10 protein-coding genes and 1 tRNA gene are annotated in these 13520 nt (G+C 32.4%); 1 reads left to right on the forward strand and 10 read right to left on the reverse strand.

Annotated elements, in window-relative coordinates:
- Positions 1-10 precede the first annotated feature (10 nt).
- The gene (locus LBP67_02315) at positions 11-3955 is read left to right on the forward strand and encodes a C25 family cysteine peptidase (GenBank protein MDR2083814.1); all 3945 of its coding nucleotides are present in this window, start codon (positions 11-13) and stop codon (positions 3953-3955) included.
- 378 nt (positions 3956-4333) lie between these two features.
- On the opposite strand, the gene LBP67_02320 is transcribed toward LBP67_02315, so the two are convergent.
- From LBP67_02320 to LBP67_02365, 10 genes are all read right to left on the reverse strand, one after another.
- Complete coding sequence (locus LBP67_02320) at positions 4334-4681, reverse strand: hypothetical protein (GenBank protein MDR2083815.1); 348 nt, start codon at positions 4679-4681, stop codon at positions 4334-4336.
- Positions 4682-4966: 285 nt separating this feature from the next.
- Positions 4967-5806: an AraC family transcriptional regulator gene (locus tag LBP67_02325; protein ID MDR2083816.1), complete on the reverse strand. Its 840-nt coding sequence runs from the start codon at positions 5804-5806 to the stop codon at positions 4967-4969.
- Between the two features lie 113 nt (positions 5807-5919).
- A complete protein-coding gene (locus LBP67_02330; GenBank protein MDR2083817.1) occupies positions 5920-6462 on the reverse strand; it encodes an NAD(P)H-dependent oxidoreductase in 543 nt (180 codons plus the stop codon).
- A 17-nt stretch (positions 6463-6479) separates the two neighbouring features.
- Positions 6480-7013 carry a flavodoxin family protein gene (locus LBP67_02335; protein MDR2083818.1) on the reverse strand — a complete coding sequence of 178 codons (534 nt, stop codon included), beginning with the start codon at positions 7011-7013 and terminating at the stop codon, positions 6480-6482.
- 19 nt (positions 7014-7032) lie between these two features.
- Positions 7033-7875: an aldo/keto reductase gene (locus tag LBP67_02340; protein ID MDR2083819.1), complete on the reverse strand. Its 843-nt coding sequence runs from the start codon at positions 7873-7875 to the stop codon at positions 7033-7035.
- A gap of 813 nt (positions 7876-8688) precedes the next feature.
- Positions 8689-9042, reverse strand: coding sequence for a hypothetical protein (locus LBP67_02345; GenBank protein ID MDR2083820.1), 354 nt, complete (start codon positions 9040-9042; stop codon positions 8689-8691).
- A gap of 132 nt (positions 9043-9174) precedes the next feature.
- Complete coding sequence (locus LBP67_02350) at positions 9175-9585, reverse strand: hypothetical protein (protein ID MDR2083821.1); 411 nt, start codon at positions 9583-9585, stop codon at positions 9175-9177.
- A 108-nt stretch (positions 9586-9693) separates the two neighbouring features.
- Complete coding sequence (locus LBP67_02355; GenBank protein ID MDR2083822.1) at positions 9694-10140, reverse strand: hypothetical protein; 447 nt, start codon at positions 10138-10140, stop codon at positions 9694-9696.
- A 441-nt stretch (positions 10141-10581) separates the two neighbouring features.
- Positions 10582-10656, reverse strand: a tRNA-Val gene (locus LBP67_02360).
- A gap of 61 nt (positions 10657-10717) precedes the next feature.
- Positions 10718-13519: a PD-(D/E)XK nuclease family protein gene (locus LBP67_02365; GenBank protein MDR2083823.1), complete on the reverse strand. Its 2802-nt coding sequence runs from the start codon at positions 13517-13519 to the stop codon at positions 10718-10720.
- Between the last annotated feature and the right edge of the window lies 1 nt (position 13520).

Consider the following 13520-nt stretch of genomic DNA (forward strand, 5'->3'; position numbering starts at 1 on the left):
TTTAATTAAAATGAAAAAACATACTCTAATACTAATCATCCTGTTTTGCACAACAAAGCTTTGGTCGCAAAACTGGATAGGTTTTTCAAACACTGAACATTCTGTTTCCGAACTCGAAATTTTAAGTTCCACATCTCAGTCTGTAAGTCTTAAACTCACCGTTCCGGGTATTTACAAAACCGATACATTAGTAAACGGTACATCTTATAGCCGTTTGATTTTACCCGGCGGCGAAGCCGTTAATCCTGCTGGTTATCCTGAAATTCCTACTCTTAGGTATCAGGTGGCTATACCTGTGTGTGAAGAAATAGATATTGAATATCAGATTATTTCGCGCCAATCAATGACTTCATATAAATTATATCCTGTGCCTGATATTATTTTCGGACAGGATAGCGATGGGCATCCTGTACAAACCGAAGTGTTTTACATAAATAATGATGCATATTCACTGCCGTGTTCTTCATTTCTGGAACCTTTTGCAGAAGTTGTTTCGGCCGGAGCACTTCGTTCTCAGCGTTTTGCAGAGCTATTGTTGCACCCCGTGGAATATTGTCCGCTAACAAATCAATTATCCGTAATAGATAGAGTAGAAATAATTTTAACTTTCACTAATCCTCAAGGCGATATACGACAAAATACAGGTATTTTTAATAAAGTAGCCGCAACTACTTTTATTAATTATGAAGATAACGGAATTAGTGCTTTGGTAAACGACAAGGCATTTGAAAAAGACGGTTTTGAACAGGGTAATGTACAATATATTAACCTCACAGATACTGCACAGGCATGCCAACTTGTTGCCGATTATCTGATTATTACCGATCCTGCCTTCTTTAATCCTTCCGACCCCAACTCGCAATTGACCCGTTTAGCAGAACACCGGGCTTTTTATAACGGCTTTGATGTAGTAATTCTTAATGTGGCGGATATACTTTCTGATGCGGTAGGATTTTATTATGAAGGACAAGATAGCATCCCATCACAAAGTAAATATAAAAAAGAGCAGCGTATCCGCACCTGTATTCGTTGTGTTTACGAAGGTAAGAATGCGCAGCACACCTTAGACGGGCATTTGGCTTATGTATTGCTTGTAGGAGATGTTTATGAAAACAATACAGGTATGCCAACATCATTCGATCATGATATTGCAGTTTATAATAATCCTAATGATATTATGCCTTCAGATTATTACTACAGTTGTATAACCAAAGATGAAGAAGGAGAATATGATGATGTCGGCGATCTGTTTATCGGTAGGTTTAGCGTTGAAAATAATGAACATTTATATAATATGGTTGAAAAGACTTTCTTCAGGGAAAGGGATATTACTAATAGGGCCTATATTAAAAATGGGTCATACATTAATAATTATAGCCTTAGTAGTAGTTATGGTTATCTTTTGTATAATGCAGAGTTTGGCGACTTTATAAATTCATTAAGACATATTAACTATTGGAGGTTTAGGTATTTTGATTGTTTGAACACTTGGACATGGTCACTACCGATTAACGAGAGTTTTTTATTTAGTTTATGGGATTCCAATTTTACCCAGTATTTTGGTAAAGGCGGCATAGATAATTGGGAGTATATAACCCAACTTGATTTTTCCAATGAACTTAATAATGAACGTAATTACACATTTATCAATGCTTATGCACCGGAAACAGGTCATTTTGATAATGCGGAATGTTTGGGGGAATTTCTTACCCGTTATTCACCGCATAAAGGTGCTGTAGGTTATATTGGCGCCTCTCGTTTTATTTCAACAACTATTACGATTCCTATATATTATCCGCCATATCACTCAAATATTCGTTATTATTTTGAACTTATGCCGTATAATCTTATGGCAAATAATATTTCGATAGTAGGTGAATTGATGCTTGCAAGTAAAGTTGCTGGCAGTGTTAATTTAAATAAAAAGCAAAATAAATATGCACTAAATCTGTTTGGAGATCCGGCGCTTAATCTTTTTGCTCACGGTTTCGAGATAACACGGGATGCAACTACAGATGATATTGCAGAAATTCCATGTAAAGTTCGTGTTCACAACAATGCAACATTAACAATCCTGAGCAACCATTCATTGAATTTACTTAACGGGGGCAAATTAATTATTGAAAATAACGGAAATTTAGTCATTCAGTCCGGTGCACAAATTAACGGTGTCGCAGGAGATTCTATCCCTGCAATACAAGTAAAAGGCGGCGGTTTCATAGTAGGCGATAATGTAGCATTTAATAATGTCAACGGTATTTTATTGGAAAATACTAATAGTTCATCAAATCCCTGGTTGTATGATGGAGATAAACAATATAACTTGAGAAATGTTACTTTTAATAACACTAAACTTACGCATAGAGGAACCAAACTGAATATTTCTAACTGTATTTTTAATAACGGCAGTAATGTCGAAACATTTGCAAGCGTATCTGTGTTGGATAGTTGTGTTTTTAATGAAACTGCATTCTTATCGGATTATTCTGCGGCAACAATTAATGATACGGATTTTAAACCAACAGCAACGATTAGTAATAATAATTTTACAGACAATGATAGTTGTCCAGCAATACTTCTCAAAAATTTATCAATGTATGATATTTCTAATAATTTGATTAGCGGCTATAAAACCGGGATTTCATTGAGCGGTTGCGGTGGAAATACTTTATCTGAGTCGCAGAACGTTAGAGTATCCGTTATTATCCGTAAAAATAATATCTCCGGCTGTGAAACCGGAATAGAACTCTATAATTCTGTTGGCGATTTTAGATCCAATAATATTTACGAGAATAATTTCGGGATACAACTCTATAATAACTGTTATACAACATTCAATAATTACCTGCAAAACGCCCAGATTATCCAAGATAACAGTTCTTTCGAATTATATGCTTCGGCAAACTCTTTTCCTGTTATGTTTCAATATAATCAAATAGTAGATGAAGATAATCTCGGTAATGATTATTACGATCCCTTGATTTATTGGGATGTTATTTCTCCATACTTAGGAAATGCACAAGATATTAATAATAATTACTGGGGAGAGAATTTTGATAGAGAAGAAGATCTTTATCCTTTCAAATCTTTTAGTTGCGATTTAATTTGGGAGCCGGGAAAATCTTCATCATCTGAACCTGATTTAGCGGCAATTCTTTATGAAGCGGGTTTAGCTTATTTTGCTATAGAAGATTATGGTAATGCCGGAGCAAGCTTTAAGGAATTAATTGAAGGCTATCCGGAAAGTCGGTTTGCTGTTGCCGCCTTGCATGAGCTTTTTGCATTAGAGCAATTAACAAATAAAGATTATAATAATTTATATGATTACTTTTCTTCTATATCTCCTTCTGATTCTTCTTTATTTAGTGTTGCGGATTTTTTGGCAACACGCTGCAATATAAAGGAAAAATCATGGCAACTTGCAATAGATTGGTATGAAGATAGAATTGAAAATCCGCCGAGCTATGCCGACAGCATTTTTGCCGTTATTGACCTTGGTGATATCCATTTGATTATGGAAATTGAAGAAGATACTTCCGGCTTGAAGTCAAATGCTATTTATAATTATCGTTTAGCCGAAATCAAGCCTGAATCTATTCAAGCACATAAAGAGAAAACAGAGGTGCTATTAGCCGGTTTGCCTAAAATAGAGAAGACTCAAACAGAAAATTATAATAAACAAAATAACTCCAAAGGAATCTTGAGTCAGAATATTCCTAATCCGGCTACAGGAAGTACAATAATAAATTATGAAATCTTTACCGAAGGTAATGTTGAAGTTCGAATTTATAATACGTTAGGACAATTGATAAAAAATTCTATTCAAGGAAAGCTCAATAAAGGAAATTATCAAACACAGATTTCATTATCAGATATTTCTACCGGAATTTATTATTACGTATTGTATATAAATAATGAAAAAGCAGATGCAAGAAAATTGGTTGTGAATAGGTAAAACCTGATAATGATAATAAAAAAGTAATAAAAGATTAATAACTAAGATTACAGATATAAAAAAGTTGTCATAAATTTGAAAATTCTTAGAATTGAATAGCTGTTGTTGCTATAGTTTGTTTTATATTCTTTTCGATAGTTAATTAATTAGTGCTATTTTTTATTTTTTCACAGTGATTTGTTATTTTTCAGTTCCGGTACATGAACCGCTGATCTACTTTGATTTCATTTTTTAATCGTATAATTTTATTGATTATTAGTTTTTTTGCTGTATTTAAATTATGTTTTTATAGAAAAATAATTATTGAAAATAATAAACCGGAATATTTTTGTATTCCGGTTTATTATCAAAAGCAATCAATCTAATCCTTTCTAAAATTTACCTGAAATCAAACGTTACTTTTCCTACATGTTGATTATAGCTTTGGCTTCCATAACGTCCGGAAAGTGTTGATGCGGTAATATATAGCATCCTCGTACTGCTATCCATACTAAACAAAGCAGAACCGACATGAGCACCAAGAAGTAAAGATGCATTTACCAGATTGATAGTTTTTTCTTGAACAATTACATGGTTATTAGAATCAACAGATGTAACTGTAATAGTAACCTCTGTTGATTCCGGACAAATAATTTCAACAGTTGTTTGTACTTTGTGCTGTCCATAAACCATGCCCGATACCATAAATAGTGAAAAAAACACTAATAGTACTTTCAATTTTTTCATAATCATTTCTTTTTTAGTTAATAAAATTTTAATAATGTCACTGCAAATATAATAAATTTTTTACATCATTTTATTATGTGCAATTTTATGATTACCATATTCAATTTATTGGTATTCATTGTGTTCTTGGTAAAACAGGATAATGATTATGTGCTTTTGTGCATGAGTATTACGGACAAGGCATTGTTATTAGAGAAAACTAGACTGAAGTAAATGTTGTGAATAACAACATAGAAGCCTACATTAATAAGAAGAGAAAGTAATTACTTCCGTTGTAATACAATTTTAATAATATATTTGTCCCATACTACTTGGAGTTACTCCATATTGTTTCTTGAATGCTGATGAAAAATGCGATAAATTTTTAAACCCGACTTCGATATATACATCCGAAACGGATTTCCCAACTTCCTGCAATTTTTCGTATGCTGCTTCGAGCCGCCTTTGAATTATCCATTTTTCCGGAGACAACTCGCTTATCTTTTTAAAATCCCGCTTAAATGTAGAAAGGCTTCGTCCTGTAAAAGATGCTATCTCATCAATAGATAATTCATACATGTAATTCTCATCCAAAAAATCAATAATATCTATTTTCCAAGGTTCGGTAAAATCAAAAAGTGTAGCATAAAACCGTTCGTCAATATTCAGCAAAGAGTGGACGCCTTCCAACATTTTCAGACACATTATATCGTCCGATGGTTTTATCGATGAATCGAAATATGGAGTAATCGACAGGAAAAGTCCTTTAATATCTGGGGTTTCGGGTAACTTAATAACACTTTGTTTGTGCTTTGTTGTTTCGATGGATAAATCTCTTTTTTCGAATTTTTGTAAAACTTTACGCAGAAAATCGCGTTTATAACAGATAAATATTCCCATAAATGGTTCGCCGTTCTTCGGTTGTTTTGTCATTTCAACGCGGTTATCCCGTCGTAAGAAGACACATTCGCCCGGACGAACTACAGTTTTCTTTTTTCCTTCCTCCAGAACATATTCACCGGAATAAACATAAACTAGGAAATGGTCGCGCACCATCTTCGTACACATACAGTCGTCACTGAAATAGTAACTATAAATAATGTCCGAATAATTAAACGTAATGTATTTCTCGTTTTTAGCTTCCATAACTTTATTTTTCAGCAAAGATAGCATTTTGTTAGAATATAGTGAAGGCCAAGAACAAAGCCAAACTCGTTTGGGCAATGTCGAGGCGCATCCTATATTCTCAAAAAAACTAATTATTTATTAACCTCTATTTCCCGAAGCCATTTTTCAATTTCGGATTTTGAATTGTTTGCACGACTTCCGCTCAAGCTAAGTCCGTCTTTGTGGTTTGATTTCGGAGTTAGTTTATTAACATCGATAAATCCTTGATCAACACCACCTCCGCCATGTGTGCAGAATGGGATAATCGTTTTGTTTTCAAGATTATAATTATCCAAGAAAGTCGCTATCGCCATCGGATAAGTTCCCCACCAGATAGGAAAACCCACAAAAACCGTATCGTATTGATTTATATTTTCCACTTTCCCTTTTATTTCGGGACGAACATTATTGTTTTTTTCTTCTTTCGCAACGTCTGTTGTTTCATGATAACCTTCCGGATAAGCATTAACTGTCTCAATGCGAAATATATCCGCTTTTGTCAGTGTTTGTATTTGTTTAGCCATGGCTTCCGTGTTTCCTGTACGGGAATAATACACTACCAATGTTTTGTTGTTCTGCCCGAACGCAGAAATAGCTGTTGTCATAATAATTAATGATAGAACGATTGTTTTCATTTTTCTTTATTTTATTGTTATACATTTTTTCCTGCTTCATAAGCTTTTTCGACAGCAGGATTGCCGATAATATCGCCTTTGTTCCAGGCTCCATAGCCGATAATATGTTCAGCTTCTTCAACATTGTCGAGACAATCCATAAATCCGCGGAAAGCGGCAATGGTTCCCGTTATTGTTTCTTCGCCTTTATCTGCAAGAGTAGCTATAAGATAAGCTTTGCCCTTTAACTCAGTATAACGCGGAACAGTACGGTCGATAAGGGTTTTAAGCTGTGCATCCATTGTGTAAAAGTAAACCGGTGTGCCGAATACCAATACATCCGCATTAACCATTTTATCCAATATTTCAGCCATATCATCTTTCTGCACGCATTTATGAGTAGTGTAGCAGGCTCCGCAACCGAGACAATAATTTATCTTTTTATTATGAAAGAAAATCTTTTCGGTTTCGTGGCCTGCTTCTGTCGCACCACGGATAAACTCATCGCACAAATAATCGGAATTTCCTTCTTTGCGGGGACTTGCCGATATAATTAAAACTTTTTTGTCCATACAATTTTTCGATTAAATATTAAAACTTATGTGTACCCAGCCATTTTACCATTTCCAAATCATGGTGGTCGAATAAAATGTTTCGTGTTGTATCAAGGGTTTTGATTGTTTCCATATCGTTAGCAGATAATTCGAAATCAAAAATATCAAAATTTTCTACCATTCTTTCTTTACGAACCGATTTTGGAATAACTACCACATCACGTTGTACCATCCAGCGAATAATAACTTGTGCAATGGTTTTTCCATGTTTTTCACCGATGGATTTTAAAATTTTATTGTTGAAAATATCGAATTTTCCTTCGGCTAAGGGTCCCCACGATTCGATTTGAACTTTGTTTTTCTCGAGAAATTTTTGCGTTGCGATTTGTTGATTGAAAGGATGTGTTTCAATCTGATTTACAGTCGGAACAATTTCATTATGTAATATAAAATCCAGAATTCTGTCCGGATAGAAATTACTGACTCCGATAGCACGTATTCGACCTTCTTTGTACAGTTCTTCCATTACACGCCAAGAACCGTATATATCGCCAAAAGGCTGATGAATCAAATACAAATCCAAATAATCCAATTGTAATTTCTGCATGGATTTTTCAAAAGCTTTCCTTGCATTTTTGTCTCCAGCATCCTGAATCCAAAGTTTAGTTGTAATAAACAATTCTTCGCGTGGAATTCCACTGCGTTTGATAGCGTGTCCAACACCTTCTTCATTCATATAAACTGCTGCCGTATCAATGGAGCGATATCCGATTTGTAAGGCGTCAGTTACTACTTTTTCCGTTTCATTAGGTTCAACCTGATAAACACCGAATCCGAGGATAGGCATTTCTACACCGTTGTTTAATTTTACTGTTTTCATCTTATTTTATATTTTTATTTGTAAATATTCTGTGAAAAATGTTTCCGGTTTACCGAAAGGGATAAACTCCATGCGTCAGGTAAATTCAAATGCCCCGTTTTAGAAAAAAATTATTTACTTTCATTGTATTCTTTGTTTTAAGTTGTATGCCGTTAATATTAGTTACATACAAAACGGAATTATCAAATCAATCTATTTATCTTTTTTATTCGGTTTAGATAAAAATTCACAATGCAAAAGTAAAACATAAATTTTAAATCCATTTTGCCTTACGGCTCAAAATGTTTTGTCGAAAAGTCCAAAATTAAAAATATCTAAAATAATTTTCATATAAAAATTTTATTAGGACAAATCAATTTCCATTAATTTACATCGGTTTTTTTATTTTTTGTTCGATTTTTTGTAGATCTATTGAACATGCTGATTTAAAAGAATTGAAAGTATAAGATTTAGTTTGATTATCCTTTGTTTCAATGCTTTATTGGATGCATCTTTTTGATTTAGCAATCCTGAATATTGAATTATTCATCGTTTTTCAATAGACGACCTTATGGTAAATAACTTTAGTGAAGTCCTTATGATTGTTTATCTTATTAATGTATTTTTTTACAAATGACAAGAAAGATATAAAATGTATGTATTAAAACAAAAAAGCGGTTAATAACTTTTGTTATAACCGCTTCGCCTCTTGTGGAGTTGCTGGGGGCGAACCATTGACTTTTAGTGGCGTGTCTTATCTTTTTATTCTATTGTTAATTAATTGTTTAACTTTTTTTTGTTACAGTTTGTTTCGTTTTCGTTCCATAAAAATAACTAAAAATACACTTGCCAATTACCCGGATCATTTGCGCGTATTGCATTGCTTACAAAACCGTTATATCTGCCTATATGATATTCACTACCATATACAACAGTAATAATAGTAGATTGTATTGGGTAAATAGAATATTGAAATAATTCATATTGATACACATGTACACCAGAGCCTACTTGGGCAACGGTGGAAAGTACGCTTCTTTCCATAATTAGACCATTTGAACCAACCCATTGTAGAGTAACAGTAACAGGGCTATTAAGATCATAAACCGAGACTTGAATAGGGTAGTCTCGAACAAAAGTTGAAGAAACTGGTAGTTGGCTTAAGGCTGCTGTTGATACAAACAGCATTACAAATAAAGCTGTTAATAGTTTAAAATTTTTCATAATCATTCTTTTTTTAGTTAATAATATTTTAATTTATATCGAAAAATAATAAACCGGATTTTATGTATTCCGGTTTATTATTTAAAAAGCAATCATCTAATATTGATCAGGTCTAGGCTCGTAAGTTGAACTGCCGATAAAAGTAAAGTCGCTTCTTGTAAATGTTACATGGTCGGTAATGGTGAAGTCCCATTCTTTGGACGCCTTATAGGCGCCGTCGCTGCTTCCGGGCACACGAAATACTACCGTAACCCTACATATTATCCAAGAATTAGGCTGGTATGTTCCTCTATAGAAATCATTGGGACTAAGTGCATTCCAAGTATAGTAGGTGTAATAATTAGTAGGATTGTAGTAGTTTGCTGTATGCAGCCACTGCGCACTGATTTCAGGTTCAGTCATAGGAATGCTGCCCATATTTTCAAAGTGAATATAGGCGTAATCAAAATTTTGTTCTTTGGTGCTTTGTGCAAAAGTGCACAAACTCGTCAAAGTGAATGCTATCACTAACAGGATAGATTTTTTAAATGTTTTTTTCATAATCATTTTTTTTAAAATTAATAATATTTTTATTATGCCGAAAACACGGCATCTTTTATATTTTTGATAAATAAGTTAGTTTTGAGAATCACAAGTTGTTATACGCAGTTCATCAACTTTTTCACGTTTTGCATCCTGTACATTTGTGATAAAATCATGCAATTTTTCGTGAGAAACGCGCCCAAAAGTAATATCTATTGATTTACCTCCATCAGGAGAGATAGACAACATATGTTTACGTGAAAAAAAGTAACATATAATAAAAATAAGGCCAAGACCGCATATTAATAGATAAGAAAAATCTTCATAAGATATATAGAAAAGCACAACCCCTCCAATTACACACAATATAGCTAAAAAAAATAATATTGGTTTGTGCTTGTATTGTGTTTGTATAGAACTTATATTTTCAAGAAATATAGAGTGAAAATGTGACTTTCCATATTCTTGTACTATGCGATAATTGGTTAATTTTACAGATTCCATAGAATCTATAATAATTTCGTCTTTTAATTGTCTCATAGTTCTTGATTTTTATAATTTGTTTTTTTTTGAGTATTTATTTTTACAATTCATTAGGTAAAAAGAATTGTTCTGTTTTATATTTTGGAATTAAATATTCCTTTTTAACATCACCTCTGATTCGAATCTTTCAATAATATCATCTGTGTATGGGTCTTAAAAATAAACTTTTCATAAACTCTGCATATTTTGTATATTTTTTTCTATATTATCTAAATATCTACTCTTCCATTTTTAATACACAATATAATTTTTCATCCTTTATTACTTTTAAAATTTCATTAACTTTTGCATCTTCTATTTCAATTTGTAAAAATATTGTAAAAATTTGTGTCACAAATATACATATTTTTTGAGAATATTCGTGATAAAGGCATAAAAAAAACAGCAACCTGAAGTTAAAAACTTGTAAGTTGCTGTCTTTTAGTGCTTAATTTGTTGTGGGAGTTACTGGGGTCGAACCAGTGACCCCCTGCTTGTAAGGCAGGTGCTCTGAACCAACTGAGCTAAACTCCCAATTTGCGGTGCAAAGATAATACTTTTTTTGATATGTCAAATATTTGATTAAAATATTTTTTTAAATCATACACAAATCCTTATAACTACATGTCTTACATGTTTTTTCATCTTTTGCGATTGTAAAAACAATATCAGGATTCAACATCTCGTCAAAAATTTCTTTTAAATAAGATTCGAACGATAATAAGTTTTCTCTATCAATACCGTCGGGAATCATCGCCTGTTTTGCCCCTTCAGATTTAGAAACTTTTTCTTTTAAAGCATATATTCCAGCGTCCAACTCCAATATTTCGTCGAAATTATTAAAAATCAACAAGGCATACATCAATAGTTGAAATAGCTTATCGTCATGTTTATCGCGCAGTTTATCAATATCAACGGCAGGTAATTTCTTACATTTACCGGTTTTATAATCCATAACCCTGTATCTTCCTGCACAAATATCAAATCTGTCCACAATTCCGTTAAACTTGACAATAATATCACCGAATGAATTGATTAGAAACTCTTTATTGCAGGAATATCTTTCTTCAATAGATTTAATTTTTATGCTGGATGAAAGATTATTTACGGTATTAATATCTGACTGAATTGCGTTTTCTACGTAGTTCTTCACAATATTTCTCAATAAGAAGTTTCTTCCTACATCGAAGGAAATTCCTTTATTCTTTTTATAATCAGTTTCAATAATTTTGATGGAATTATCGATATTTTTTTCAATATTTTTTATGTTTTCGGGAGTAATGGTTTTTCCAATATAATCCTGATATAACAATTTTAATATTTCGTGTGTCATGATTCCGATAAATCTTTGATCAATACTTTCGGTATCATACATATCGCTGATATTCAAAATATATTTGAAGTAAAATCGAACTTGACAAATCAAATATTCATTTAATACGGAAGCGGATATTCCCTTCTCCGTAAGTATTTCATTTATACGCGATATAACGTATTCTGTTTTTTGTACCGGATGCGGAATTAATTGTTTATTGCTAACGATTGAGCTTTGATACACAACTGAATTAATTTTAATATTCGGATTGTATTGAGGCAATTCATTAATAATTTGCATTATATATCTACTTTTTTCACTTGTTCTTAAGGGAGAATCTGATGAATCGTAGATTAAATAAACATTTTGCGCCCTTTGGATAAGACGGTAAAAATGATATGCGAAAACTGCTGTCTTTGCTTTGGGTGTCGGCAATTGATATTCTCTAACCATTTCTCCAGTCAGGAAACTCGAAAATGTTATTATCTTAGGTAGAATTCCTTCGTTCATAGAAGTAATAATTACATTTTTGAAATCAAGCAACCGTGTTTCGAGAACGCCTAAAATTTGCAATCCTTCCAAAGGCTCTCCGTAAAAAGTTACAGATACCTCCTGAAAATAGAATTTTAATAATAAATTCAGATTTTCAAGGTTTTTTATTACTTCATTTTTTTCAAGTTGAAGTATTATTCGTTCAATAACTTTGCTTAAATCATATGCAATTTCACTTTCTAAGTTGAAATATGAGTTAAAGATTAATTTGTCAATCAGTTTATTAAGAATAATTAATATTGATTCTAAAGCCAATTGAGAGTTATTGTTCCAAGGTAAAAATATTTTAGAAATGTTTTCAAAATAGTCTTTGTCGATTTTAAGAATTATTTTATTTATTGTTGATGCAAAAATATATTCCTGATTTAATAAGTTCAGATATTCTTGCGTGTATTCACCGAAAATTACTTCAAAAACAGGATTTAATACAACTTTTCTGAACGGTTCGTTTCTGAATGCCGTTTCGCCGGAATTGGAAATTACAGACTTGGAATGTAAAGTAAATAAATCCGTAATTAATGAGCCGATAGAATTTCCGTTTAGCGGAACGCCCATCGTTACATTAAATTTGTCAAATTTTTCAGGGATTGAACTTAATACCGGTAATAATAATCCTTCGTCTGCGAGAACAATTGCTGTTTCGTTTGGATTAAAATCGTTGTCTGTTAATATATTTCCTACAATTTTAGCTTGTTGTATATTTCCGCCGGCGCAAATAATATTAATATTTTTTTCCGAAAAGAAGTTGTCTTCATAAATTTCGGGAAAAGTTTCCGGCCATTTACTATACATTTCTCTGAGAAAAATACCGGATTCTTGCCTTATATCATTGAAATAATATTTATCAACATCCCAGATAATTTCGGCAAAATTATTCCTGTATAAATAATCAAAAATATTTATTTCACACTTGCTGAGAGCATTAAAACCCGCGAAATATATTTTACTCCAATGAATTGATTTAGAGATGCTTTCAATATTGTTTGCGACTGTTTTATAAAGCTGTCCCGTGTAAGAGTAACCTTTATCATTAAGATATTTATTAAAATTATGATACAGATCTTTTAAAGATTCAAGAAATTTCAAGTAATCTTTCTCATATTCGGACAAGGAATTATATTGAGGAGCCCAAAATTTTATGGCCTGTGCTTCGGAGATGTATGTAAAAACGTCGTCGGCATTAGCTAAATAAAGATCAATTTCATTGAAATCTTTTAAAACTGTTGATGCCCAAGAAATAAAATTCTTAAAATCGCTTTGCGTAATCTCACTTGTTTTATAAATGTTATAAAGTTCCAATAGTAAATCTACGGAATTTAAGATTGTTGTTGGTTTCTGCAGAATCGCAAGTTTTAGTATAAAGTCCTGGATAGACAGTATTTCGGGAAGAAAATTTGCGTCGCTTAATTCATCTTTAAATTGCTCCCTCAGATGTACAATTGCCCTGTTGTTCGGAACAACAATACAAATATCAATCAGATTTTCATTAGACTTAGAAAGTATATTTTTTGTAAGGTTTTTGAGGAACATA

This window comes from Bacteroidales bacterium (assembly GCA_031276035.1).
Lineage (GTDB): Bacteria > Bacteroidota > Bacteroidia > Bacteroidales > BM520 > RGIG7150.